The sequence below is a fragment of the Collinsella aerofaciens genome, from assembly GCF_902501475.1.
Lineage (GTDB): Bacteria > Actinomycetota > Coriobacteriia > Coriobacteriales > Coriobacteriaceae > Collinsella > Collinsella aerofaciens_AL.
This window is the reverse complement of sequence record NZ_CABWIF010000003.1, coordinates 33,274-58,847: the sequence shown is the minus strand read 5'-3', so window position 1 is coordinate 58,847 and position 25,574 is coordinate 33,274. Positions and strand designations below refer to the sequence as shown.

Below are 25,574 nucleotides of genomic sequence, written 5' to 3'. Positions count from 1 at the left end.
AGTGTAGCCACTTTGTCCTTCAGATACAAAAAGGCCGCGACCCACACGGGCCACGGCCTTGGAGCATGGCAAAGGAATCGTCCTTGTGTCGCACAGGTTTACGCGCTTACTTCGGCCACGCTCTTCGAGGTTTCGGGTGAATCGGCTCCGTCCCCCATCGTCTGTCCCTTCGCCGGCACCACGCCAAAGCAGTAGCTCAGCGCCGCAGACACCGCAAATGCCACACCGCCGGCAGCGCAGCACCACAGCAGGTTCGAGATGCCGCCCGTGGCAAAGCCAATGACCATGAGGACATTCGTCATGCCGATGGTATAGGCCGTAACGTGGCCCACGACTGCAACAAGGCCTCCGACGGCGCCGCCAATGGCCATGCACGTCAGGCACCTGCCATATTTAAAGCCGCAACCGTACAGCGCCGGCTCGCTTACGCCGCCAAGAACACCCGAGATTGAGTAGCCCAGCATGAGCGCCTTCTCGTCCTTATCCGCAACGCGGAGCGACGCGCCAAAAGGCATGCCCCAAACGGCGAACGTCGCCATCGTCGCGGCAATCAGGATGCACGAATCCGTTCCCACACTCATAAACTGCGCGTACGCAAGCGATAGAACGACGTTGCTGACGCCCGCTATCTTTAGGAACTCCCAGCCCGCGGCAAGCCCCATGAGCGTGAGCAGCGACACGATGCCACCGGAATTGCCAAGCATAAACATAAGCTGGCCCAACAGCATGCCCAGATAGCTGCCCGCCGGTGCCGTAATACACAGCGAAACCGGAACCATGACAAGCATGGTCGCAAACGGAACAAACGAAAACGCCACGGCCCTAGGGATAACGCGCTTAAAGAAACACTCCACTCGCCATAGCACAGGCACCGAAAGGAGAACTGGAATAACAGTCGTCGTGTAATCGTTGATCGGCGCGGGAAGCAGGCCATACACGGAAGTCATCGATGCCCCCGTCGTCGATGCGGCATCGACGAGCTTAAGCAGATCGGGCGCAATCAATACGCCGCCCAGCATCATGCCCAGCTGCTCCGAGCAACCGAGCTGGCGGGCGGCCGCCCAACCAAGATAAATGGGCAAAAAGTAGTAGCCGGCGTTATAGAGCCAACTGTAGAACAGGCGATAGATTTCGGAATCGGCAGACCACAGGCCCAGCATGCCTTCGCCCATAATGACGGCGACGGTGCGGAACAACGCCGCGCAGACAATAAACGGCAGCGCCGACATCATGCTTTTGGACAGATAGTCCACCACGGCCATGGCGTTTGATGAAACCGACGTTGTAAACGAGGTGTTAGAAACTTGTAGCATGGAACGCCTTTCCCAATATGACATGCGGGCTGTCCCTTTGTCACATCGTGCGGTACTGACCGATTGCGCGGTACTTTTGGTAGCGGAGGTTTGTGAGAGTCGCGTCGTCGAGACGCCCAAGCGTATCGAAGGCATCAAATGCCGAGGACATGACGGCACCGGCGATCTCCTCATGCGACAGGCCCCTATCGTCAACAATGCCGTCGATGATGCCGAGCGCCAACAGGTCGGGAGCCGTGAGCTTCAGCGCCTCGGCGGCCTCATTCGCGCGCTCGGTATCCTTCCACAGGATCGATGCACAGGCCTCGGGGCTCACGACCGAATAGGCCGAGCTCGAGAGCATCAGGATGCGGTCGGCCACGGACAGCGCCAGCGCGCCACCAGAGCCGCCCTCGCCTGTCACCACCGAGACAATCGGCGTCTTAAGGCCGCTCATCTCCATGAGGTTCTGGGCAATCGCCTCACCCTGGCCGCGTTCCTCGGCACCGATGCCGCAAAACGCGCCCGAAGTATCGACCAGGCACAGAACCGGTCGACCAAACTTTTCGGCCTGGCGCATAAGGCGACGCGCTTTGCGGTAGCCCTCGGGATGTGCCATACCAAAGTTGCGACGCATGCGCTCTTTGGTCGTGGTGCCGCGCTCGATGGCGATAACCGTCACGGGTCGCCCGTCCTTCCAGCCAATACCAGCCACCACAGCAGCATCGTCGCCAAAGTAACGGTCGCCGTGCAGCTCCACAAATCCATCCAGGCCCAGCGAGATCATCTCACCCGCCGTGGCGCGATCTGCCGAGCGGGTCTGCTTGACGATCTCAAGCGCGGTTTTTGGCGCGGCCGAGCGCTTGAACAAATGTCCCAGCTTTTTGCCGCGGCGGCCCGTATGCACGATCTCATGCGGTGCCCCCAGGCCGGGCGCGTGCCCTTCGTGCAGCGCCAGCAGCTCGCCTACCGTGAGCGCAATCTCGCCACGCGGAACAACGGCATCGCAAAAGCCGTGCTCCAGCAAAAACTCGGAGCGCTGGAATCCCTTGGGCAGGCGCTTGTGCATGTTCTGCTCGATCACGCGCGGGCCGGCAAATGCCGTCAGGGCATCGGGCTCGGCCAGGATAATGTCGCCCTCCATGGCAAAGCTCGCGGTTACGCCTCCGGTCGTGGGGTCGGTGAGCACCGTGATATACAGGCCGCCCGCCTCGCTGTGGCGCCTAACCGCCGCAGAAATCTTGGCCATCTGCATAAGCGATGTCACGCCCTCTTGCATGCGTGCACCGCCCGAAACGGTAAAGCCGACAACTGGCAATCCAAGCTCGGTCGCTCGCTCAAATGTGCGACAGATCTTCTCGCCCACCACGGAGCCCATCGAGCCCATCATAAAGTTGGCGTCCATAAAGAAGAGCACGGCATCGCAACCGCAGATTTTGCCCCTGCCGCACACAACGGCGTCGCGCTCGCCCGAACGCTCGCACACGCTCTTGAGCTTGTCGGCATAGCCGGGAAACGAGAGGAAGTCCTCCGACGCCAGATTGGCATCCCATTCCTCAAACGTGCCCTCGTCGACCGTCATGCGCATGCGCGCGCGACCGCTCACGCGAAAGTGTTTGCCACAACGAGGACAGACCTCGAGGTTGTCGTGCAGGCGTGCCTCATCGATCACACGGCGGCACTCCGGGCACTTGATAAACACGTGGCGTGCGGGAAACTCGGCGCACGACTCGGTTATCGGCCCCTCGAGGACGTTGACCGTCTTCGCTTTTCTATTCATCAGCATAGAGATGCCCCATCAGATCGGTGTGATACATGCCCGACAAGAACTCGTCGTTTGCCAGCACGTCGAGCTGAAGCTCGCTGTTTTCGCTCACGCCCTCAATCACGAGCTCGCCCAGGGCCGAGCGCATCTTGCGAATGGCGCCGTCACGCGTGGGCGCACACACGATGAGCTTGCCGAGCATGGAGTCGTAGTACGGCGGAACTTTCGCACCGGTAAACATGGCGGAATCCCAGCGCACGCGCGGACCACCCGGCACACGCAACGCGGTGACCGTTCCGCATGACGGCAGAAAGTCCGGCGTTTCGGCATTGATGCGACACTCCATGGCGTGGTTGCGGACCGGCATGTCCTCCTGCTCAAAGGGCAGAGGCTGGCCGGCTGCCACGCGCAGCTGCCACTTGACCAAGTCGGTATCGGTCACAAACTCTGTAACCGGATGCTCCACCTGCAAGCGCGTGTTCATTTCCATAAAATAGAAATTGCCGTCGTCCGAATACAGAAACTCGATGGTACCGGCTCCTTCGTAGCCGACGGCACGAGCCAGGTCACGCGCTGCCTTGTGCATGCGAGCACGAATGTCGTTGTGTCCGTCGAGGCACGGCGCGGGACTCTCTTCGATCAGCTTTTGGTTGCGACGCTGCACCGAGCACTCGCGCTCGCCGAGCGAAAATACATGGCCCTGCTTATCGGCCATAATCTGCACCTCAACGTGGTGCGCCGGCGCGACGAACTTCTCCATGTAGCACTCGCCGTCGCCAAAAACGGCCTCGCCCTCGGCACGCGCCTCGATGAACGCCTTTGCCGCATCTTCCACGCGCTCGACCTTGCGAATGCCGCGACCGCCACCGCCCGCGCGCGCCTTAATGAGCACGGGACAGCCAATGCGCTCGGCCTCGGCCGTCGCCTCCTCGGGACTTTTGAGCAAATCGCAGCCCGGCACGATGGGCACGCCCGCCGCGGCAGCCGTTCGGCGTGCGGCGTCCTTGTCGCCCATGCTGTCGATCACCTCGGCCGAAGGACCGACAAAAGCCAGGCCATACTTGTCGCAGTCGCGTACAAAGCTCGCCTTCTCGGAGAAAAAGCCATAGCCGGGATGAATTGCCTTAGCTCCCGACTTTACGGCACAGGTGAGCACGGCATCGTCGTTGAGGTAGCTCTCGGCAAGACGCGGGCCGCCGATGCAATACGCCTCGTCGGCAAGTTGCACGTGCAGCGCGTCCGCATCGGCCGTGGAATAGACGGCGACGGTTTTGATGCCCATATCGCGGCACGCGCGGATAACACGGACCGCGACTTCGCCGCGGTTGGCGATGAGCACTTTGTCGAACATGAAGCCTTCCTTAACTTTCGTGCATGAGTGCAAAAGACATATCGGCGCGGCAGCAAACCTCACCGTTGACGCTCGCAGTACCTGTCGCAAAGCGGAACGGCCCGCGCGCACGCGTGATGGAGCACACCAGATCCACCGTGTCGCCCGGGCGCACCGGACGCTTAAAGCGCACCTTGTCCAGACTCGTGTAGAACGGCGTCGCGCCGCGCGCCTCCTCATCGCCCATCAGCAGCACGCAGCAGTTCTGGGCGAGCATCTCGCACTGAATCACGCCGGGGACCACCGGGTTTCCCGGAAAATGCCCCTGCAAAAAGTACTCGTCGCCCGTAATCGTAATCTTGCCGCGGGCCTCATCGCCCACCAGCTCGGCCTCGTCGAGCAAAAGCATCGGCTCGCGATGCGGCAACAGTTCTTTAAGCTCTTCTTTGTTCATGGATATCACCTATCCGATCCTCATGAGGCAGCTGCCAAACTCCACGAGGTCGCCGTCGGCCACGCAGATCTCGAGCACCTCGCCATCCGCCTCTGCCGTCACCTCGTTGAGAACCTTCATGGCCTCGATGATGCAGAGGGTCTCGCCGGCCTTGACCTTGGAGCCCACGTGCACAAACGGCTCGTCGCCCGGCGCCGGGGCAGCATAGAAAACGCCGACCATGGGAGCGGTCACCTCGGTGCCCTTAGGCTTCGGTGCGGCGGCAGGCGCCTGCGCGGCGGGCTCCGGTGCGGCGGCAGGCACGGCGACAGGAGCCACCGCCGGAGCAGTCACGGCACCCGGCATAGGCATGGGCACGGCAACCGGCTGCGCTGCACTCGCGCGCTCGAGCTCGACCGCAGTGCCATCGGGCTCCTCAACACGCACGCGCGTAAGGCCGCGGTCCTCCATCACATCGGCTATCTCGGCAAGTCTTTTGGAATCCATGCTCTAGCTCCTCGTATATCTACGCAGCGCGATGGCGGCGTTGTGCCCGCCAAAGCCCAGGTTGGTCGAAAGCGCCCAGGTAAGGTCGGCGCGAACCGCGCGATTGGGCGTGTAGTCAAGATCGCAGGCGGGATCGGGCGTGTGGTAGTTAATGGTCGGGGGCACCACGCCCTGCTCGAGCGCCATGGCGCAGGCCATGACCTCTATGGCGCCCGTGGCACCGATCATGTGGCCGGTCATCGACTTGGTCGACGAGACGTGCGCGGCGCGCGCCGCGTCCTCGCCGAGCGCCCGCTTGATGCCCGCCGTCTCGGACGAATCGTTGAGCTTGGTCGAGGTGCCGTGGGCGTTGATGTAGAGGCCCTCGGAAGGCTTAACGTCGCCCTCGGCCACCGCCAGCGATATCGCACGGGCGATACCTGCCGCGTCCGGGTCGGGACTCGTGATGTGGTAGGCGTCATCGGTGTTGCCGTAGCCCACGACCTCGGCGTAAATGTGCGCACCGCGGGCCTGTGCATGTTCCATGCTCTCGAGCACGAGCACGCAGGCGCCCTCGCCCATCACAAAGCCGTCGCGGTCTGCATCGAACGGACGGCAGGCCGTCGCGGGATCGGGGTTGGTGGTCAATGCGCGGCAGGACGTAAAGCCCGCAACGGCATCGGGGATAATGGCAGCCTCGGCGCCGCCCGCGAGGATCGCGTCGGCATAGCCGTGCTTGATGGCGCGGAACGCCTCGCCCACCGCATGGGCCGAGGTTGCACACGCGGTCACCACGGGCAGGGTCGGGCCCTTTGCCTTGTGGCGGATTGCGATATTGCCCGATGCCATGTTGGGGATCATCATCGCGATCATATAGGGCGATGCGCGGCGGGGCCCCCGATCGGCAATCGTGTGGACGTTGTCGACGAGTGTCTGCATGCCGCCCACGCCTGAACCCACGTAGACGCCCAGGCGCTCGTGATCGATGGCGCCTTCGACATCAAAGCCCGCATCGTGCATGGCTTCGTCCGAAGCCGCCATCGCAAACTGAACGCAGGGGTCGAGATGCTTGGCGTCACGCTTGCCAAAGTACTCGTTGCCGTCAAAGCCCTTGACCTCGGCTGCCACCTTGACGGCAAACGCATCGGTATCGAAGTGCGTGATCGGGCCGATGCCACACGTGCCGGCGCACATGGCCGCCCAGGTGGCAAGCGCGGTGTTGCCGAGCGGCGACACGGCACCGATACCGGTGATTGCAACTCTCTGTTCCATCATGGTCTCCTCATCCAAGCCGTTCTTCGGCCCTGGTTTCTACATCGCCATTCCGCCGTCGACGCGTACGACTTCGCCCGTAATGTAGGCAGCCGCATCGCTCACTAAAAATCGCACCACACCGGCCACCTCTTCGGGCTGCGCCATACGCTTAAGGGGAATCTGCTCCTCGGTTACCGTACGCACCTTCTCCGAGAGCTTTGCCGTCATATCGGTCTCGACAAACCCGGGTGCGACCGCGTTCACTCGTACGCCGCGGGGCGCAAGCTCGCGCGCCACCGCCTTGGTCAGGCCGATCACGCCCGCCTTGGAGGCAGCGTAGTTGGCCTGCCCGGCATTGCCCATCAGGCCCACGACCGAGCTCATGTTGACGACGCAGCCGCCGCGCTGACGCATAAAGGTCTTGGTGAGTGCGCGCGTCGTGTTAAACGTTCCTTTAAGATTGACATCGAGCACGCGATCGAAGGCGTCATCGCCCATGCGCATGAGCAGGCTATCGCGGGTGATGCCAGCGTTGTTGACGAGCGCCCAAATGGAGCCAAAGTCGTTGAGGACCGCTTCCACGCACGCGTTGACGGCAGCGGGGTCGGCCACGTCGCATTGATATGCGCGTGCCGCGGCGCCAGCCGCCTCGCAGGCTTCGCACGTCTCGCGCGCCGCATCGACGCTTCCGGCATAGACGACGGCGATATCAAAGCCGTCCTCCGCCAGACCGACAGCGCAGGCGCGGCCGATACCCCGCGAGCCGCCCGTGACCAGTGCCACGCGACGTGAGCCGTTGCGCTCGAGCGTGCCGTTGTTCAAGTTGCCCATGTCATTCCTTTCGGGTTACAGCCCTGTGGACTATGCGAGCTCGTCGGCAATAGCTGCGACCTGCTCGGCCGTTTCGCACGAATACACGCGAACGTCGCTCAGCGTACGCTTGACCAGGCCCGACAGCGTTTTGCCGGGGCCGACCTCAATAAACGTGTCGATACCCTGATCCTGCAGAGTGTGCAGCGTGTCGGCCCAACGCACGGCATGGCTCACCTGGTTGGCCAAGACATCCGATGCCGCTCGCGGGTCCGCCGGATAGGGCGCCGCCGTCATGTTTGCCATAACCGGAATTAGCAGCGAAGACGGAACGTGGCCGTCTTGGATATACGTCACCAGCCCCTCAGTCGCCTCTGCCATATAGGGGCTATGAAATGCACCCGACACCGCGACTTTCATAGCGCGGCCGCCAGCCTCTTTTACTAGGACGTCGAGCTCCTGCAGCGCCTCGGGCGCTCCGGCCACAACCGTCTGCTGCGGGCTGTTGTAGTTGACTGGCCAGCAGTCCTCGCCGGCCTGTTTTGCCAGGCCCTCGACTTGCGCCGCATCGAGCTTGATGACGGCGCGCATGCCGCCCGGATGGCGCTCGGCAGCCGCGGCCATCAGCGCCGCGCGCTCGCACACGAGCTCAAAGCCCGCTCGCGTATCGAACGCCCCCGCAAAGGTGAGTGCAGCGACCTCGCCTAGCGAGAATCCCGCACAGGCGGCAGGTACCACGCCGCGCTCACGCAGGGCGGCAGCCGCTGCTAGGTCGTGAACGAACACGCACGGCTGCGTGTTCTCGGTCTGCGAGAGCTCCTCCTTGGAGGCACTCCGGCATTGCTCGCTGGTCCCCGGGCGCACCTCGTCGGCAATGGCGAACACCTCGGCGGCCGCCGGCGATGTCTCGATCAGATCGACGCCCATCGCGGGGTGTTGGGCACCCTGGCCGGCAAACAGAAACGCTACGCTACCCATGCGCACGCACCCTTCAGGACGCGCTCGGCGCCATCGACCAGGTCGTCAACGATTTCGCGTGCGCTCTGGCGCTCGCTAACCATGCCGGCAATCTGTCCACACAAAAACGAACCCTCTTCGTAATTGCCGTCCTTGGCGGCCTTGCGAAGGGCGCCCGTGCCCATGGCCCCGAGCTCCTCGACACTTACGCCCGCCGCCTCGCTCTTGGCGTAGGCGTTGGTAAAGGGGCTCTTGAGGGCGCGCACCGGATGTCCCGTCGAGCGACCGGTCGCACGCGTCGAAGTGTCGTTGGCCTTCAGGACCATCTCCTTATACTGCTCCGAGACGGTGCACTCATTTGCAACGAGAAAGCGCGTACCCACCTGGACGCCGGCAGCGCCCAGCATAAAGGCGGCCGCCACGCCACGGCCGTCGGCAATACCGCCGGCAGCCACGACGGGAATGTCGACCGCATCGACGACCTGCGGCACCAGTGCCATCGTCGAGGTCTCGCCAATATGGCCGCCCGATTCGGTGCCTTCGGCAACAACCGCCGTGGCTCCACGACGCGCCACGAGGCGCGCCAGCGCCACCGAGGCAACGACCGGGATGACCTTGATGCCCGCATCGTTCCAAGCTTTCATGTACTTGGTGGGATTACCGGCACCAGTCACCACAACGGGCACCTGCTCATCGATCACAACCTGTGCAACCTCGTCGGCAAACGGGCTCATGAGCATGACGTTGACGCCAAAGGGCTTATCCGTCTTGGTGCGCAGCTCATGAATCTGGTCGCGAAGCCAGTTGGCGTCGGCATTCATAGCCGCGATGATGCCTAGGCCGCCCGCCTCGGATACGGCCGATGCCAGCGAGGCGTCGGCAATCCAGGCCATACCGCCCTGGAACACGGGCTTTTCGATGCCGAGCAGATCGCAGAGAGGAGTCTTGAGCATCTCTACTTCTCCAATGCCGCCTCGACCGTATCGGCGAACTCGACGACCGTCTTGGGGTTCTCCTCGGTATCGAGCTGGATACCAAACTCGTCCTCGACGGCGACGAGGATCTCGACGGTGCCCAGACTGTCGAGACCAATCTCCTCGAGCGTGGACTCGGGCTTCATCTCGACGTCGTCAAGGCCAGCGGTCTCGCGGATAACGTCGCAAACGCGCTCGAAGGTCTTCTGATCTGCCATGGTAGTTCTCCTTTGTTTGTGCCCTAGGGGCGTTTTTATTTCCTATGTGCGACTACTTCCAACGAAGCAGATAGCCACCTATATCCAGACCGGCGCCAAATCCAACGAGGGCGATGGTGTCGCCCGTATTCAGTGCGTCGGTGCGTGCCAGCCGGTCAAGCGCAAAGGGAATGCAGGCGCTCGAAATGTTGCCGGTCTGGCGCAGCGTTCGAACCACGCGCTCGTCTGGCACGCCGAGGCGCTTGACCGCCTGACTCAGGATTCGTTCGTTAGCCTGATGGAATACAAAATGATCGATGTCTTCGACCGAAATGCCCGCATCGCTCACAAGCTTATGAACCGTGTCGCAGATGGCGTTGACGCCGAACTTGAACACGCGGCGGCCATTCATGGAAAGCACACTCTCGCTATCTGCAGAGGCCTTAAACGGCGAGGTGCCGACCAGACCGGGTACGCGCAACGTCTCGACGTCGGGTGCCGTCGAAAGCTCAACGGCAAGTGGGTTGTCTCCCCCAGCTCCAATCACTGCGGCGCCTGCCCCATCGCCAAAGAGCACGCAGGTGGCGCGGTCGGTCCAGTCGAGCGCGCGCGTCATCTGCTCGGCAGCAACAACAAGCACGCGCTCGGCACGGCTGCGGGCGATATAGCCCTCGGCGACATCGAGCGCAAATACGAAGCCGGCACAAGCCGCCGAGACATCGAAGGCAGGGCACGTCGCGCCAAGTCGCTCAGCAACGGCACACGCCTCGGCGGGAACAAGGTGGTCACCCGTCGTCGTCGAGCAGACGATCAGATCCAGCTGGCTCGCGTCGATTCCGGACACCTGGAGTGCCCGCTCGCTCGCCGCTACGGCAAGGTCGTCAAGTGACTCGGTGGTGCAGACGTGGCGGCTCTTGATACCTGTGCGAGTAAAAATCCACTCATCCGAGGTATCGAGGAACTCAGACAGCTCGTCATTGGAAACGCTGCGCTCAGGAAGCGCCGAGCCTGTTCCAAGAATCGTGAAACCCATCACTAACCTCCTTTGAGTTGTTGACGTGTTTACATCGACCAAGAGAGGATAACGCATTTCAGTCTTTGTTGACGTGTTAACATTAAATTGTCCAAATGCGACAAAGGCTTCACATTGTGTCTATCTCTCGACACCATTGCGCGATTGCCTTATTTACTTAGGAGGTAGCAGCTGTTATGGATTCTCGTTTAACGATAGTCGACGTAACCGGATCGACCAACGATGACCTGCTCGAAGCAGGAAAACAGGGAGCGCCGCACGGCACAGGACTTGCCGCCCGGGCTCAAACAGCAGGGCGCGGCCGGCGCGGGCACAAGTGGGACTCAACCGTCGGCAACTTATTGCTTTCGCTTGTCCTGCGCCCATGCGTTAATCCTGCAAAGTTCTCTGGTCTTGCCGCCGTCAGCGGCCTAGCGGTGCTCGAAGCACTCGAAAAGCAAGGTCTTGCAAACGAGATTCGCCTTAAATGGCCCAACGACCTTGTCGCGCGAGGACGCAAGCTCGGCGGCATTCTGGTCGAGGCCGCACGCGATAACGAAGGCAAACCTTTCGCCGTCTGCGGCATTGGCGTCAATGTGAACTATGCGCCCCAAGAGGTGCCCGATGGCGGCCTGCCGGCAATCGGTCTCTCGGATCTCAACGAGAGCGTACCTGCCGTCGATGTGTTACTCAAAGAGGTCTATCACACCGTCGTAAACGCTGTGGACGCTTGGGCAGATCTGCTCGACGCCATGAAAGAAAACACTGGACCGCTCGCGCCCGTCCACGGCGAATATGTCACTCACCTCAATTGGATTGGAGAGCGCGTTACCGCCCGCTCCCCCGCAGGAGACGAACTGGCGCGAGGCATCTTTCAAACGGTCGATGACTTTGGTCGCGCGTGCATCGAGACAGAAGACGGCTTGCGATCCTTCCATTTTGAGGAGGCATCGCTGCGTCCCTTGAGCGAATAGGGCGCTGCAGCCACCTACTCGGCAGCAATGCCCGGCAGTCCAAACCATTATTCAAAACAAAAGGGCCCCGCTACCAACATGGCAGCGGGGCTCTGTAAGCTATGAGCGATATCGCTTAGAGCTTGATGTCGATGTCGACGCCAGCGGGGAGGTCGAGACGCATGAGCGAATCAACGGTGCCCGAGGTGGGGTCGAGGATGTCGATGAGGCGCTTGTGGGTGCGCATCTCGAACTGCTCACGGGAGTCCTTGTTCACGTGCGGCGAGCGGATAACCGTGTACAGGTTGCGCTCGGTGGGCAGGGGGACAGGACCGGAAACGCGAGCGCCGGTCTTCTGAGCGGTCTCGACGATGAGCTTCGCGGACTGATCGACGACCTCGTGATCATAGCCCTTGAGGCGAATGCGGATCTTCTGGGTAGCCAACTTAAACCTCCAAAGAGTGCGAGAGATGTTCTCGCAGGATTACGTAACAGGGAGCTCGAACTTAGGCGTTCTTGCTCATGACCTCGTCCACGATGGACTTGGGCGCGGGCTCATAAGAGTCGAACTGCATCGTGTAGGATGCACGGCCCTGGGTCTGGGAGCGAAGGTCGGTAGCGTAACCGAACATCTCGCCCAGCGGCACCTTGGCACGGATGAGCTTGCTGTTCTTGCGATCCTCCATGCCCTCGATCTTGCCGCGGCGACCGGAGAGGTTGCCCATAACGTCGCCCATGTACTGCTCGGGGGTCTCGACCTCGACAGCCATGATCGGCTCGAGCAGCTGCGGATCGGACTTCTTGAGGGCGTCCTTGATAGCCATGGAACCGGCGATCTTGAAGGCGGCCTCGGAGGAGTCGACCTCGTGGTAAGAACCGTCGAACAGGGTGACCTTAACGTCGAGGACCGGGAAGCCGGCGATAACACCGGTGTTCAGGGCCTCCTGGATGCCCTTGTCGATGGACGGGATGTACTCCTTGGGCACGACGCCGCCGACGATAGCGTTGACGAACTCGTAGCCGAAGCCCTCCTCCATCTTCTCGAGCTTGATGACGGCGTGGCCGTACTGACCGCGACCGCCGGACTGACGGACGAACTTGCCCTCAGCCTTCTCGACGTCGTGACCAGCGGTCTCGCGGTAGGCAACCTGGGGCTTACCAACGTTAGCGTCAACCTTGAACTCGCGGAGCAGACGGTCGACGATGATCTCGAGGTGCAGCTCGCCCATGCCGGCGATGATGGTCTGGCCGGTCTCGTGGTTGGTGGACACCTGGAAGGTCGGGTCCTCCTCGGCGAGCTTGGTCAGAGCCAGGGACATCTTGTCCTGCTCTGCCTTGGTCTTGGGCTCGATGGCAACGTCGATAACGGGCTTAGCGAACTCGATCTTCTCGAGGACGATCTCCTTGCCCTCTTCGCACAGGGTGTCACCGGTGGTGGAGTTCTTGAAGCCGACGCAAGCGACGATGTCGCCGGCGGCAGCGTCGTCACGGTCGATACGCTCGGCGGCGTTCATCTCGAGGATGCGGCCGAGGCGCTCGCGCTGACCGTTGGAAGCGTTGACCACGTAGGAGCCGGACTCGGCACGGCCGGAGTAAACGCGGACATAGGTGAGCTTACCGACGAACGGGTCGGTCATGATCTTGAAGACCAGGCCGGAGAAGGGCTCGTCGAAGGAAGGATGACGCTGAATCTCCTCGCCGGTGTCCGGATCGGTACCGGTGACGGCCTCAACGTCGAGCGGGCTGGGCAGGTAGTCGACGACAGCGTCGAGCAGCTCCTGAACGCCCTTGTTCTTGTAGGCGGAACCCACGAAGACGAGGTTGAGCTCGTTGGCCAGAACGCCCTTGCGCAGAGCAGCCTTGAGCTCCTCGACGGTGAAGTCCTCCTCCATGAGGATCTTCTCCATGAGCTCGTCGTCAAAGCTGGCAGCAGCGTCAAGGAGCTCCTCGCGCTTGGTGGCAGCGATGTCGGCAAACTCAGCCGGGATCTCGTCCATCGGCTCGGGGTAGGTCATACCCTTCTCGTCGGCCTTGAAGTCCCATGCAGTCATGGTGACCAGGTCGATGACGCCCCAGAAGTTGTCCTCGGCGCCCATCGGGACCTGAGCGGCCACGGCGTTAGCATCGAGACGATCCTTCATGGTCTCGATAGCGTTAAAGAAGTCAGCGCCCACGCGGTCATACTTGTTGATGAAGGCGATGCGGGGGACGTTGAAGGTAGAAGCCTGACGCCAAACGGTCTCAGACTGGGGCTGAACGCCGGCAACGGCGTCGAAGACGGCGACAGCGCCATCGAGGACGCGCAGGCAGCGCTCGACCTCGGCGGTGAAGTCAACGTGGCCCGGGGTGTCGATGATCTGGATGCGGTAGTCCTTACCGTCCTTGTTCCAGAAGCACGTGGTAGCAGCGGAGGTAATGGTTACGCCGCGCTCCTGCTCCTGAACCATCCAGTCCATGGTGGCAGCGCCCTCATGGACCTCACCGATCTTGTGGGTCTTACCGGTGTAGTAAAGAATACGCTCGGTCGTGGTGGTCTTACCGGCATCGATGTGGGCCATGATGCCGATGTTACGGGTATCGGAAAGCTTGTACTTAGGCTTAGCCATGTTAGTTCCTTACCTTAACTTACCAACGATAGTGAGAGAACGCGCGGTTGGCCTCGGCCATCTTGAAGACGTCCTCACGCTTCTTGACGGAAGCGCCCAGGCCGTTGGAAGCGTCGAGGATCTCGTTGGCGAGACGCTCGGCCATGGTCTTCTCCTTGCGAGCGCGGGAGAAGTTGACGATCCAGCGGATACCCAGAGCGGTGGAACGACGGGAGTTGACCTCCATCGGGACCTGATAGGTAGCGCCACCGACACGCTTGGGCTTAACCTCGAGCGTGGGCTTGACGTTGTCCATAGCCTTCTTGAAGGTAGCGAGAGCGTCGCCACCCTCGGACTTCTCGGCAACGATCTCGAAAGCGGTGTAAACGATGCGCTCAGCGGTGGCCTTCTTGCCGTCAAGAAGGACCTTGTTGATGAGCTGAGTCACCAGGCGGTTGTTGTAAACGGCGTCAGGCTGAACCTCACGACGATTAGCTGCTGCACGACGCGGCATGTGAAATCTCCTTAAGTGTCTACCGTGCGGCGCTTAGGCGGCACACGGCGAAAGTATCAAAACGTTATCTGGCTTATTTAGCCTTGGGGCGCTTAGCACCGTACTTGGAACGGGCCTGCATACGGTTCTGGACCGGAGCAGCGTCGTAGGCGCCACGGATGACGTGATAACGGACACCAGGGAGGTCACGGACACGACCGCCGCGGACGAGCACGATGGAGTGCTCCTGCAGGTTGTGGCCCTCACCCGGGATGTAAGCAGTAACTTCGATGCCGTTGACAAGGCGAACACGGGCAACCTTACGAAGAGCCGAGTTCGGCTTCTTGGGGCTCGTGGTGAAGACGCGGGTGCACACGCCGCGCTTCTGGGAGTTGTGCTGCAGAGCAGCGTTCTTGGACTTCTTGGGCACGGAACGACGGCCCTGGCGAACCAGCTGGTTAATAGTAGGCAAAGCGTACTCCTTCTCGAATGATTCCAGCTTTCTGTAAAGTGCAACGGCTTGAATCGAGGGGTCAGCATCCCCCTACGAAACACGCAGTTCGATAGGATACGTGCCGTTAGCTGTGCCGTCAACAGACCACGCCGCCGGGCGTATCCCAAAATTGGCACATTTCCGCAAACCCTACACAAAAGGGATCCCCTCCTGTGCGCATGGGCGGATTCCCGGCCCGGGCGGCCTGCGGTTTAAGTTTGCTGCTCTACAGTCCTGGCTCGCACGGAGGCCACATTAAGTGGCCTCCGGCTCGTGCGGAACTCGCGACAAACTTAAACCGCAGGCCGCCCGGGCCGGGAATCCGACATGCTCGTCGAGGCAACGCTACCTGCCAAAAAGGGACAGGTTTATTTTGGTCGGTTTTATCTGGGAAAATGTCGCGCTCCAGCGGTGATCTGCTCTCACCTGTCGCATGGAAATCGGCGGCGTTTCCATTTAACGCAAAAGAGGCCGCTTCCCCTAGTAGGAAGCGGCCTCAGACCTTACGAATAGACGATAGTAAAGGACTCTTCTGTTTCGGTCTCTCCTGTTGACGTGTACCTCGTGCCCTCAAGCGTTACTGAGACCACTTGGTCGACATCGATCAACTTCGTTGGCAGCCAGATGTTCTCTCCGCTATTGCGCGCATAAGAAAAATATAAGTTGAACACCCCTGCGTCGTCATCTTCGATAATCTGCTCCGATCCATCCTTGTAGCTGACGGTCAGCTTATTATCAACTGCGTCAATGCCCAGATCATCGATGTGTGTCTGGATAGAAAACGGGCTGATCTCGAGAGGCGAGTCATCGGAGCGGAGTTCCTTTGTATCGACGTACGCTCCAACGCTAAACTCGGGCGTCGATGCCTCGAACGGCTTCGCATCCTCGCCTTCGCCCTCGGTCCACGAGATATTCCAGGTGACCGCATGTTGAAAACCTCGCTCGCAATCCATAGAGGCAAAGTACATCGTGCCATTAATGACCGTGTCGCTTGATGTGTCCTTATCAATGGTGCAGCGTGTGTCAGCCCATTCCTCGCCGAAGTTCATGCTGGGCGTGCCGATGCCTTGTTCTTCTTCACCATAGAGAACAAGTTCGCCCGTCTCTGCTGCCGGCTTGTAGTAGTTAACGCCATTTGGATTGGACAGCGTAAACGTCACGGCACCGCAACCGTTTTTATCGATAGCCATCTCATGGATATCAAGCGTATAGCCGTTACCCTCGACGGACAGATTAACCTTCTGGACTGTGCCCTCCAGGCTTTGGGGCGCAATGCCGTCACCAAACTCTCTGGTGTAGGTGTATTTAGCCCCCGATGAGCCGCCGTTGGTCCAGGTAATGGAATCCCCATTGCCGTGGTTTCCCCAGGCTGAGGCAAAATAGCTGGAATTGATAACGGCGTAGGCGACCCCTCCGGTCGCCAACACTCCGGCGAGACATCCGATTACGGCAACATAGAGAGACTTCGCGTGGCCCTTTCGATGAAGCGGCTCACCCGCAGCGGTATTTAGGACGCGATCTGCAAGATCACTATCGGCTTGGATGGACTCGAAGGCCTGCTTGATTTGATTGGATTTCACGGTCGCCCTCCTCTAGGATGAACTTGAGCTTCGACCTGCCGCGAGCCAAACGCGTTCGAACGGTCGCGGCTGGTACATGCAACAACTCGGCAATCTCTGAGGTCGAAAAGCCCAGATAGTAATAGAGCACGATGGGAACGCGGAATCGCTCCGGAAGTCGCATAACGTCTGACAGGACCGCCTTGGTCTCATCCTGCGCCGCCGAAAGCGAATCGGCCAGGTTCTCAATATCCTCCACACGCCTCCATGGCTTTCGAAAGAGCGATTTACATTCATTGATCGTGACCCGGATAAGCCAGCGGCGAAGATGCTCCCAACTTTCAAAGTGTCCATCGCTTTTAAGCAACTTAAGAAAGACATCTTGGGCAATATCGTCGGCATCGGCACGATCGCGCAGGTACGTCAATGCGATTCGAAACACGACATCACGATGATCCTCGACCGCCTGTCTAAATGCTTGTTCTTCCATAATCACCTCCCGGTGACGTTAATGATTCTTGCTGAGGCCCTCACCATAGATACGCTTTGACCGAACGGAATGTTTCAAATTCAAGCAGGAATAACCTATCAAAATGACTCTGTCCCTTATTGGCAAGGGATCAACGGAACGCAACAGGTTGAGCATACGCAAGCGAGCGGCCCCCAGAGCGTACAAGGTAGCATGAAAAAGGCAGGGCATTGACCTTTTGGTCATGCCCTGCCTTTTGAATGACAGATTGTAGCTCTGGGGGCCGCGCAGCGACGGAGGTCGCCGCCGTTCGTTAGAACGGCGGAACTAATTACTCCTCGTCGTTGTCCTTGGCCTCTTCGGCGTCGTCGGTGTCCACGAGCTGGTTGAGCAGCTCATCGAGAGAAGCCATGTCCTCGTTGATGGCACCGTTGGCGGGAGCCTTCTTGTCGTCGATCGGGGCGCCCAGGAGCTCCTCGTCGGCGTCGGCGTGATGCGTCGGAGCGGAGGTACCCAGCAGGATATCGTCCGGACCGTCGGGGCTAAAGACCATCTGCAGCAGCTGCGAGAGGTCTTCCTCGTCGGCAACGTCGTCGTTGTTCTCGAGGATGTAGAGCAGATCGTGGGCCTCGAGGCCGTCACGGAGCTCCTCGATCGCCTTGGCACCGATGCCATCGATGCGCAGCAGATCCTCCTCGGACTTGCCAACCAGGTCGCCGACCGTCTCGATGCCAACCTCGCTGAACTTGTTGGTCCAGCGCTGCGACACGCCCAGGTCGTCGAACAGGTACAGACGAGCCTTCTCGGCGGAGATGGTGTGGCCGTTGCGGGTGAACGAACCGTCAGCACCACCGAACTCGTCGTAGCCGGCCCAGTCGAGCTGCTGCGGGAGCTGCTCGTCCAGGTCTTTGAGCTCCACAGGAGCCCACTCGGGCAGCGACTTGGCGTTGGGCGAAGCCGGGCCGTCGATGTCGACATAGCCGTCGGCCGTACGATACGTCAGCTTAGCGTTGGCGTACGGCTTGAGGCCGGTACCGGCCGGGATCTTCTTACCGACGATGACGTTGGACTTAAGGTCGAGCAGGTGGTCGACCTTGCCCTCAATGGCAGCCTCGGTAAGGACGCCAGCGGTACGGATGAACGAAGCGCTCGACAGCCAGGAGTCGATGTTGGACGCGACCTTGAGCGTACCCAGGATGACGGGCTCGGCCACGGGAGCCTGACCGCCCAGACGGGCAACGCGCTCGACCTCGTCGGCAAACTCGTAGCGGTCGACGTACTGACCAAGCAGGTACTTGGAGTCGCCGGGGTTGGTGATCTGAACGCGACGCAGCATCTGACGTGCGAGCACCTCGATGTGCTTGTCATTCAGGTCGACGCCCTGGCTGGTGTAGACGTCCTTAACGCTCTCGACGAAGGTGTGCATCGTCGACTCGATATCGGTCAGCTTGCGCAGGTTGCGGAAGTTGACGAAGCCCTTGGTGATCTGGTCGCCGGCGCGAACCTCGCAGCCGTCCTCGATCTCGGGCATAAAGCGCACCGAAGCGGGGACGCGGCGCTCGTCGAGGACACGGGTGTGATCCTCGGAGTCGGTGAGCGTCAGCACGTACTCGGACTTCTCGGGCTTAATCGAGAGGTGACCGGAGTACGGAGCCAGCTCGGCCTCGCGACCCAGGATCTTCTCGTTGACGTTGCCGACGATATCGAACATACGGCTGACCGTAGGCAGACCCTGCGTAATATCGTCGACGCCAGCGACGCCGCCGGAGTGAATGGTACGCATCGTAAGCTGCGTACCGGGCTCGCCGATGGACTGGGCGGCAATAATGCCGACCGCGGTACCGATAGCGACCGGACGACGGGTGGAAAGATCCCAGCCGTAGCACTTCTGGCACACGCCGTACTTGGAGCGGCAGGTGAGCAGCGCGCGAAGCTTGACCTTCTTGAGGCCCGCATCGACCATCTTCTGGATGTCGGCGACCTTCTCGATGTAGCCGTCCTGCTCAAAGAGCACGGTGCCATCGGGAGCCACGACATCCTCGATGAAGCAACGGCCGACGAGGTCGGTGTTGAGGTCGGTGGTGCCGGGGATGATGAGGTTGTAGGTGACGCCCTCGTGCGTACCGCAGTCCTCCTCGCGGACGATGACGTCCTGGGCGACGTCGACCAGACGACGGGTCAGGTAACCGGAGTCCGAGGTGTGGGATGCGGTATCGACCAGGCCCTTACGGGCGCCGTAGGTCGAAATGAAGTACTCGAGCGGCAGCAGGCCCTCGCGGAAGTTCGCCTTAATGGGAAGGTCGATCGTCTCGCCGGACATGTCTGCCATCAGGCCACGCATGCCGCCGAGCTGACGCAGCTGGGTCTTAGAACCACGGGCGCCGGAGTCGGCCATCATGTAGAGCGGGTTCTCCTCGTCGAACATGTCGAGCATGAGCGCTGCAACCTTATCGGTACAAGCGGTCCACTCGTTAACGACTTCGATGTGGCGCTCCGTCTCGTTGATGAAGCCCTCCTCGAAGTACTCGTTGATCTGGTCGACGTTGGCCTGGGCGCGGTCGAGCAGCTCCTGCTTCTCGGCAGGGATAAGAGCGTCCCACACCGAGATGGTGAGGCCGGCGCGGGTAGCGTAGTGGAAGCCGGAGTACTTGATGGCGTCGAGGATCGGGCCGACCTTGGCCTCGGGGTAACGATCGCAGCAGTCGGCAACCAGCTTGGCCACATCGCCCTTGACCATCTTGTAGTTCATGAACTCATAGTCTTCGGGCAGGCACTGGCGGTTGAAGATGATGCGGCCGATAGAGGTCTCGAAGCGCGCGGTCTTGTTGCCGGTGACGTCGTAGTCGACAAACTCGTTCTTGCCGTTCTTAACGCGGAAGATACGGGTGCCGTCCTCGTTGATGACGTTGGCATCGGCAGCGGACACGCGGACCTGGATCTTGGCCTGCATGTCGACCTCGGAGCGGCAGTCATAGGCGTGCAGCGCGTCATCGAAGCTCGAGAACACGTGGTTCTCGCCCGGCAGACCCTCGCGAACCTGGGTGAGGTAGTACACACCGATGATCATGTCCTGCGAAGGGATGTTGACCGGCTTGCCGGATGCCGGCGAGCGCAGGTTGTTCGCAGAGAGCATGAGCACGCGAGCCTCGGCCTGAGCCTGGCTGGACAGCGGCACGTGGACAGACATCTGGTCGCCGTCGAAGTCGGCGTTGAAGGGCGAGCAGACCAGCGGGTGCAGGTGGATAGCCTTGCCCTCGACCAGCACCGGCTCAAAGGCCTGGATGGACAGACGGTGCAGGGTCGGTGCACGGTTGAGCAGCACGACGCGGCCGTCGATGACCTCTTCGAGGATGTCCCACACAAAGGTGGCACCGCGGTCGATAGCGCGCTTGGCGCCCTTGATGTTCTCGACCTTGCCAAGCTCGACCAGGCGCTTCATGACGAAGGGCTTGAAGAGCTCCAGCGCCATGGTCTTGGGCAGACCGCACTGGTGCAGCAGCAGCTTGGGGTCGGTAACGATAACCGAACGGCCGGAGTAGTCGACACGCTTACCCAGCAGGTTCTGACGGAAACGGCCCTGCTTGCCCTTGAGGGCCTCGGCGAGCGACTTGAGCGGGCGACCGCCACGGCCAGAGACCGGGCGACCACGACGGCCGTTGTCGAACAGGGCGTCCACGGACTCCTGGAGCATGCGCTTCTCGTTGTTCACGATGATCGCAGGGGCGTCCAGGTCGAGCAGGCGCTTGAGTCGGTTGTTACGGTTGATCACGCGACGATACAGGTCGTTGAGGTCGGACGCGGCGAAGCGGCCGCCGTCGAGCTGAACCATCGGGCGCAGATCGGGCGGAATGACCGGGATGACGTCCAGGATCATGTTCGCGGGGCTGTTGCCGCCCTTCAGGAAGGCGTCAACGACCTCAAGGCGCTTGACGGCCTTCTCACGCTTCTGCTTCTGGGAATCCTCGTCGGCGATGATGGCCTTGAGCTTCTCGGCCTCGGAGGGGAGGTCGATGGCAGCGAGCAAGTCGCGGACAGCCTCGGCACCCATACCACCCTTGAAGTACATGGAGTAGTAACGGGTCATCTCGCGGAACAGCGGCTCATCGGAGATGAGGTCGCGCTCGGTGAGCTTCATGAAGGCGTTGAAGGCGTCCGTGCGGAGCTGCTTCTCGTCCTTGCACTCTTCCTCGATGTCGACGATGCCGGAGGCGATCTCCTCGGGGGTCAGCGGCTCCTCGTCGGAGAACTCGTCAAAGTTCTCGGGGTCGCCCTGCTCCTTGAGGGACTCGATCTGGCGGGCGCACTCGGCATCGATCTCTTCCAGATCGGCGGCGAGCTCCTCGCGCAGGTCGTCGGCGTCGGCCTCGCGAGCCTCGTAGTCAACCTCGGTGATGATGTAGCTGGCAAAGTACAGAACCTTCTCGAGGTCCTTGGACTTGATGTCGAGCATACGGCTCATCGGGAAGCTCGTGGGGCTCTTGAAGTACCAGATGTGGGACACGGGAGCAGCGAGCTCGATGTGGCCCATGCGGTCACGACGCACCTTAGCCGAGGTGACCTCGACGCCGCAGCGCTCGCAGACGATGCCCTTAAAGCGGATGCCCTTGTACTTGCCGCAGGAGCACTCCCAGTCCTTGGCGGGACCGAAGATCTTCTCGCAGAACAGGCCGTCCTTCTCGGGCTTGAGGGTACGGTAATTGATGGTCTCCGGCTTCTTGACCTCACCGTGCGACCAGGAACGGATCTGGTCGGCGGAGGCAAGGGAGATCTTTACCGAGTCAAAATCAGTAGCTTCGAAATCTGCCACAGTCAACTACTCCTTATCAGTGGTCGTGGCGGCGACAGCCTCGGGTGCCTCGGCGGTCTCGGCATCCTCGGCCTCGACGTCGGCGTCAACGCCGGCGAGCGCAGTCAGGTCGTCGAGAGCAGAGGTCTCCTCGGCGGTCACAGGGGCGGAGGCGTCCTCGTCGGCATCGTGCATGGGCTCGATGTCCAGTGCGAGCGAACGAATCTCCTTGACGAGAACCTTAAAGGACTCGGGAATACCCGGAACCGGAACGTTCTCGCCCTTGACAATGGACTCGTAGGTCTTGACGCGGCCCACGGTATCGTCGGACTTGACGGTCAGAATCTCCTGCAGGACGTTGGAAGCACCGTAAGCGTACAGTGCCCAAACTTCCATCTCGCCGAAGCGCTGGCCGCCGAACTGGGCCTTGCCGCCCAGAGGCTGCTGGGTAACCAGGCTGTAAGGGCCGGTCGAACGGGCGTGGATCTTGTCGTCGACCATGTGGCCGAGCTTGAGGATGTAGGACGTACCCACGGTAATGGGCTCGCGGAACTCCTCGCCGGTGCGGCCATCGAACAGACGGGTCTTGCCGCGCTCGTCAAGCTGGGTGACGAACTCGGGACGCATGTGATCGCCAAAGGCAGCGGTGGCCTTGTTGAGCATGTTCTTGTTGGCACGACGAATGACCTCGGCGATCTCGTCCTCCTTGGCGCCGTCGAAGACAGGCGTGGCGGTGAAGAAAGGACCGGGGACGTACTTGTCGGAGTCGGCCTGCTCGGTATCCCAACCGCAGGCAGCAGCCCAGCCAAGGTGGCACTCGAGCAGCTGGCCGACGTTCATACGCGAAGGAACGCCCAGCGGGTTGAGGATAACGTCGATCGGGGTACCGTCAGCCATGTAGGGCATGTCCTCGACCGGCAGAACGTTACAGATAACACCCTTGTTGCCGTGGCGGCCGGCGATCTTATCGCCCTGCTGGATCTTACGACGCTGGGCGACGTAGACGCGCACCTGCTCGTTGACGCCGGGGGCCAGATCGTCGCCGTTCTCGCGGCTAAAGCGGACGACGTCGATGACGCGACCGTAAGCGCCGTGAGGCATCTTAAGGGAAGTGTCACGAACGTCGTGGGCCTTGGCACCGAAGATGGCGCGCAGCAGGCGCTCCTCGGCGGTCAGAGCGCTCTCGCCCTTAGGCGTGACCTTGCCGACCAGGATGTCGCCAGGGCCGACCTCAGCGCCGATGCGGATGATGCCGTCCTCGTCGAGGTTGGCAAGCATGTCCTCGGAGAGGTTCGGGATCTCGCGGGTGATCTCCTCGGGGCCGAGCTTGGTGTCGCGGGCGTCGATCTCGTGACGGGTGATGTTGATGGTCGTCAGCAGGTCCTCGGCCACCAGGCGCTCGGACACGACGATACCGTCCTCGTAGTTAAAGCCTTCCCACGGCATGTATGCCACGGTGAGGTTCTGACCCAGTGCGAGCTCGCCATGATCGGTCGAAGGACCGTCAGCCAGGGGCTCGCCCTGCTCAACGGTGTCACCGACGCGCACGAGCGGACGGTGGTTGATGCAGGTGGACTGGTTGGAACGCTGGTACTTGGCCAGGTGATACTCGTCCATGCCGCCGGCATGCTTGACGATGATCTTGGCGGCGTCGGCAAAGATGACCTCGCCGGCGTTCTTGGCCAGGGTGACCTCGCCGGAGTCCAGAGCGGCGCGACGCTCCATGCCGGTACCGACATAGGGAGCGGCAGGGTGAACCAGCGGCACGGCCTGACGCTGCATGTTAGCGCCCATCAGCGTACGCTTGGCGTCGTCGTGCTCGAGGAACGGGATCAGCGTGGCTGCGACGGAGAGCATCTGACGCGGCGAGACGTCCATGTAGTCGACGTCCTCGACAGGCACGTCGGCGGGAGCGCCGAAGGAGCCGTCGAAGTCGCGGGTACGGGCGATCACGGTGTGCGGGCGGACAAGCTTGCCCTCGGCATCGGTCGTGATGAACTCGTTGGTCTTGGGATCGAGCGGCGTGTTGGCCGGCGCGATGACGTGCTTCTCTTCCTCGTCAGCGGTCATCCAGTCGATCTGGTCGGTGGCAACGCCGTTCTCGACGCGACGGAACGGAGCCTCGATGAAGCCGTACTCGTTGACGCGGGCATAGAGGGCGAGCGAGCCGATCAGGCCGATGTTGGGGCCTTCGGGGGTCTCGATCGGGCACATGCGGCTGTAGTGCGAGTTGTGGACGTCGCGGACGGCCGTCGGCACGTTGGTGCGGCGGCTGGAGCCGGACTTGTGGCCGGCAAGACCGCCAGGGCCGAGTGCGGACAGACGGCGCTTGTGGGTCAGACCGGTCAGGGGGTTCGCCTGGTCCATGAACTGCGAGAGCTGCGAGGAACCGAAGAACTCCTTGATGGAGGCCACGATCGGACGGATGTTGATGAGCGACTGCGGGGTGATCTCGTCGATGTCCTGGGAGCTCATGCGCTCACGGACGACGCGCTCCATACGGCTCATGCCGATGCGGAACTGGTTGGCGACGAGCTCGCCGACGGTGCGGATGCGGCGGTTGCCAAAGTGGTCGATGTCGTCGACCTTGAAGCCCTGCTCGCCGGCAGCGAGGGACAGCAGGTAGCGCAGCGTCGCGACGATATCCTCGTCGGTGAGCACCGTGACCTCTTCCTCGGTGGTGAGGTTGAGCTTCTTGTTGACCTTGTAACGACCGACGCGGGCCAGATCGTAGCGCTGCGGGTTAAAGAGCAGGCCCTCGAGCAGGCTGCGGGAAGCATCCACGGTGGGAGGCTCGCCCGGGCGCAGGCGACGGTAGATCTCGATAAGGGCATCCTCGCGGGTGAGGGCGGTGTCGCGCTCCAGGGTGCGCTTGATCACATCGGAGTTGCCGAGCAGCTCGATGATGTCGTCGTTGGTGACGGCAATGCCAAGGGCGCGCAGGAACATCGTGGCGCTCTGCTTGCGCTTACGGTCGATGGAGACCATGAGCTGGTCGCGCTTGTCGACCTCAAACTCAAGCCAGGCACCGCGGGACGGGATGATCTGGGCCTTGTAGATCTGCTTGCCCGAATCCATCTCGGAGCTGTAGTACACACCCGGGGAACGGACGAGCTGCGAGACGACGATACGCTCGGTACCGTTGATGATGAAGGTGCCCTGATCGGTCATCATGGGGAAGTCGCCCATAAAGACGAGCTGCTCCTTGATCTCGCCGGTCTCCTTGTTGGTGAGACGGACGTCGGTCAGAAGCGGGGCCTGATAGGTCATGTCCTTCTCGCGGCACTCCTCGACGGTGTGCGCGGGGTCGCCGAACTGATGCTCGCCGAAGGTAACCTCGAGAACATGGTTCTGGCTCTGGATGGGGCTGGATTCCTTGAACGCCTCACGAAGGCCCTCGTCCTTAAAACGCTCAAAGGATTCCCTTTGAACAGAGATAAGGTTGGGGAGCTCCATGGCCTCCGGGATTTTCCCGAAGCTGACGCGCTTGCGCTCAGTGGCAGTGTATGCGTAGGTCACCAGGTTTTTCCTCCTTCACGGAAATGCTCGGTGGGTTGGCGAGGCATGGCTTCGCCAGTTATCGCAACCTAATAGTTTATCAGGTACCGACCGTTGGGCAAGAAAAGCCTTGACGCGATTGAGTTTTTGGAGTAGCAAAGTTTTTCGACAGAAAACACGCAGGTAGATGTATATGTATCGAACATCTGTTCATATATTTTCTGTGAA

General features: G+C 61.2%; 20 protein-coding genes. 1 reads left to right on the top strand and 19 read right to left on the bottom strand.

Annotation, left to right across the window (positions count from 1 at the left end):
* Positions 1–98 precede the first annotated feature (98 nt).
* From GDJ93_RS01070 to GDJ93_RS01020, 11 genes are read right to left on the bottom strand one after another with little or no spacing between them, the layout of a single operon-like run.
* Complete coding sequence (locus tag GDJ93_RS01070) at positions 99–1,313, bottom strand: PTS sugar transporter subunit IIC (RefSeq protein WP_152067435.1); 1,215 nt, start codon at positions 1,311–1,313, stop codon at positions 99–101.
* Between the two features lie 40 nt (positions 1,314–1,353).
* Complete coding sequence (gene accD, locus GDJ93_RS01065) at positions 1,354–3,078, bottom strand: acetyl-CoA carboxylase, carboxyltransferase subunit beta (protein ID WP_152067434.1); 1,725 nt, start codon at positions 3,076–3,078, stop codon at positions 1,354–1,356.
* On the bottom strand, positions 3,065–4,408 hold the full coding sequence (locus tag GDJ93_RS01060; protein ID WP_152067433.1) for an acetyl-CoA carboxylase biotin carboxylase subunit: 1,344 nt from the start codon (positions 4,406–4,408) through the stop codon (positions 3,065–3,067). Before GDJ93_RS01060 ends, accD begins: the two co-directional genes overlap by 14 nt.
* A 10-nt stretch (positions 4,409–4,418) precedes the next feature.
* On the bottom strand, positions 4,419–4,841 hold the full coding sequence (gene fabZ, locus GDJ93_RS01055; RefSeq protein WP_152067432.1) for a 3-hydroxyacyl-ACP dehydratase FabZ: 423 nt from the start codon (positions 4,839–4,841) through the stop codon (positions 4,419–4,421).
* A 9-nt stretch (positions 4,842–4,850) separates the two neighbouring features.
* Positions 4,851–5,327, bottom strand: a complete 477-nt coding sequence (gene accB, locus GDJ93_RS01050; protein WP_152067431.1) for an acetyl-CoA carboxylase biotin carboxyl carrier protein — start codon at positions 5,325–5,327, stop codon at positions 4,851–4,853.
* Between the two features lie 3 nt (positions 5,328–5,330).
* Complete coding sequence (fabF, locus tag GDJ93_RS01045; protein ID WP_152067430.1) at positions 5,331–6,578, bottom strand: beta-ketoacyl-ACP synthase II; 1,248 nt, start codon at positions 6,576–6,578, stop codon at positions 5,331–5,333.
* A 39-nt stretch (positions 6,579–6,617) separates the two neighbouring features.
* Positions 6,618–7,391: a 3-oxoacyl-[acyl-carrier-protein] reductase gene (fabG, locus tag GDJ93_RS01040; RefSeq protein WP_152067429.1), complete on the bottom strand. Its 774-nt coding sequence runs from the start codon at positions 7,389–7,391 to the stop codon at positions 6,618–6,620.
* Between the two features lie 30 nt (positions 7,392–7,421).
* Positions 7,422–8,348, bottom strand: coding sequence for an ACP S-malonyltransferase (locus GDJ93_RS01035; protein WP_152067428.1), 927 nt, complete (start codon positions 8,346–8,348; stop codon positions 7,422–7,424).
* Positions 8,336–9,280, bottom strand: coding sequence for an enoyl-[acyl-carrier-protein] reductase FabK (gene fabK / locus GDJ93_RS01030; RefSeq protein ID WP_152067427.1), 945 nt, complete (start codon positions 9,278–9,280; stop codon positions 8,336–8,338). The genes GDJ93_RS01035 and fabK overlap by 13 nt, the downstream gene beginning before the upstream one ends.
* A 2-nt stretch (positions 9,281–9,282) precedes the next feature.
* Positions 9,283–9,519 carry an acyl carrier protein gene (locus GDJ93_RS01025; RefSeq protein WP_152067426.1) on the bottom strand — a complete coding sequence of 79 codons (237 nt, stop codon included), beginning with the start codon at positions 9,517–9,519 and terminating at the stop codon, positions 9,283–9,285.
* 52 nt (positions 9,520–9,571) lie between these two features.
* Positions 9,572–10,531: a 3-oxoacyl-ACP synthase III family protein gene (locus GDJ93_RS01020; RefSeq protein WP_152067425.1), complete on the bottom strand. Its 960-nt coding sequence runs from the start codon at positions 10,529–10,531 to the stop codon at positions 9,572–9,574.
* Positions 10,532–10,707: 176 nt separating this feature from the next.
* On the opposite strand from GDJ93_RS01020, the gene GDJ93_RS01015 reads away from it, so the two are divergent.
* A complete protein-coding gene (locus GDJ93_RS01015) occupies positions 10,708–11,484 on the top strand; it encodes a biotin--[acetyl-CoA-carboxylase] ligase (protein WP_152067424.1) in 777 nt (258 codons plus the stop codon).
* 115 nt (positions 11,485–11,599) lie between these two features.
* Here the strand turns inward: GDJ93_RS01015 and rpsJ are convergent, their stop codons facing one another.
* From rpsJ to rpoB, 8 genes are all read right to left on the bottom strand, one after another.
* Positions 11,600–11,908: a 30S ribosomal protein S10 gene (gene rpsJ, locus GDJ93_RS01010; RefSeq protein ID WP_022094184.1), complete on the bottom strand. Its 309-nt coding sequence runs from the start codon at positions 11,906–11,908 to the stop codon at positions 11,600–11,602.
* Positions 11,909–11,969: 61 nt separating this feature from the next.
* Complete coding sequence (fusA, locus tag GDJ93_RS01005) at positions 11,970–14,069, bottom strand: elongation factor G (protein ID WP_152067423.1); 2,100 nt, start codon at positions 14,067–14,069, stop codon at positions 11,970–11,972.
* A gap of 19 nt (positions 14,070–14,088) precedes the next feature.
* Positions 14,089–14,562 carry a 30S ribosomal protein S7 gene (gene rpsG, locus GDJ93_RS01000; protein ID WP_006235013.1) on the bottom strand — a complete coding sequence of 158 codons (474 nt, stop codon included), beginning with the start codon at positions 14,560–14,562 and terminating at the stop codon, positions 14,089–14,091.
* 73 nt (positions 14,563–14,635) lie between these two features.
* On the bottom strand, positions 14,636–15,013 hold the full coding sequence (gene rpsL / locus GDJ93_RS00995) for a 30S ribosomal protein S12 (RefSeq protein ID WP_006235012.1): 378 nt from the start codon (positions 15,011–15,013) through the stop codon (positions 14,636–14,638).
* A gap of 524 nt (positions 15,014–15,537) precedes the next feature.
* Positions 15,538–16,614 carry a DUF4179 domain-containing protein gene (locus tag GDJ93_RS00990; protein ID WP_152067422.1) on the bottom strand — a complete coding sequence of 359 codons (1,077 nt, stop codon included), beginning with the start codon at positions 16,612–16,614 and terminating at the stop codon, positions 15,538–15,540.
* The gene (locus tag GDJ93_RS00985) at positions 16,565–17,083 is read right to left on the bottom strand and encodes an RNA polymerase sigma factor (RefSeq protein WP_055285248.1); all 519 of its coding nucleotides are present in this window, start codon (positions 17,081–17,083) and stop codon (positions 16,565–16,567) included. Before GDJ93_RS00985 ends, GDJ93_RS00990 begins: the two co-directional genes overlap by 50 nt.
* 310 nt (positions 17,084–17,393) lie before the next feature.
* Entirely contained in the window at positions 17,394–21,869 is a 4,476-nt protein-coding gene (locus tag GDJ93_RS00980; RefSeq protein ID WP_193221402.1) for a DNA-directed RNA polymerase subunit beta', read from the bottom strand.
* 6 nt (positions 21,870–21,875) lie between these two features.
* Positions 21,876–25,367: a DNA-directed RNA polymerase subunit beta gene (gene rpoB, locus GDJ93_RS00975; RefSeq protein ID WP_226812401.1), complete on the bottom strand. Its 3,492-nt coding sequence runs from the start codon at positions 25,365–25,367 to the stop codon at positions 21,876–21,878.
* Between the last annotated feature and the right edge of the window lie 207 nt (positions 25,368–25,574).

Coding starts and splice junctions, on each gene's coding strand:
- GDJ93_RS01060 (WP_152067433.1), bottom strand. CDS start 4,408: ATGTTCGACAAAGTGCTCATCGCCAACCGCGGCGAAGTCGCGGTCCGT.
- GDJ93_RS00985 (WP_055285248.1), bottom strand. CDS start 17,083: ATGGAAGAACAAGCATTTAGACAGGCGGTCGAGGATCATCGTGATGTC.
- fabF (WP_152067430.1), bottom strand. CDS start 6,578: ATGGAACAGAGAGTTGCAATCACCGGTATCGGTGCCGTGTCGCCGCTC.
- accD (WP_152067434.1), bottom strand. CDS start 3,078: ATGCTGATGAATAGAAAAGCGAAGACGGTCAACGTCCTCGAGGGGCCG.
- fabK (WP_152067427.1), bottom strand. CDS start 9,280: ATGCTCAAGACTCCTCTCTGCGATCTGCTCGGCATCGAAAAGCCCGTG.
- accB (WP_152067431.1), bottom strand. CDS start 5,327: ATGGATTCCAAAAGACTTGCCGAGATAGCCGATGTGATGGAGGACCGC.
- fabZ (WP_152067432.1), bottom strand. CDS start 4,841: ATGAACAAAGAAGAGCTTAAAGAACTGTTGCCGCATCGCGAGCCGATG.
- fabG (WP_152067429.1), bottom strand. CDS start 7,391: ATGGGCAACTTGAACAACGGCACGCTCGAGCGCAACGGCTCACGTCGC.
- GDJ93_RS01020 (WP_152067425.1), bottom strand. CDS start 10,531: ATGGGTTTCACGATTCTTGGAACAGGCTCGGCGCTTCCTGAGCGCAGC.
- rpsG (WP_006235013.1), bottom strand. CDS start 14,562: ATGCCGCGTCGTGCAGCAGCTAATCGTCGTGAGGTTCAGCCTGACGCC.
- GDJ93_RS01015 (WP_152067424.1), top strand. CDS start 10,708: ATGGATTCTCGTTTAACGATAGTCGACGTAACCGGATCGACCAACGAT.
- fusA (WP_152067423.1), bottom strand. CDS start 14,069: ATGGCTAAGCCTAAGTACAAGCTTTCCGATACCCGTAACATCGGCATC.
- GDJ93_RS01025 (WP_152067426.1), bottom strand. CDS start 9,519: ATGGCAGATCAGAAGACCTTCGAGCGCGTTTGCGACGTTATCCGCGAG.
- GDJ93_RS01070 (WP_152067435.1), bottom strand. CDS start 1,313: ATGCTACAAGTTTCTAACACCTCGTTTACAACGTCGGTTTCATCAAAC.
- GDJ93_RS01035 (WP_152067428.1), bottom strand. CDS start 8,348: ATGGGTAGCGTAGCGTTTCTGTTTGCCGGCCAGGGTGCCCAACACCCC.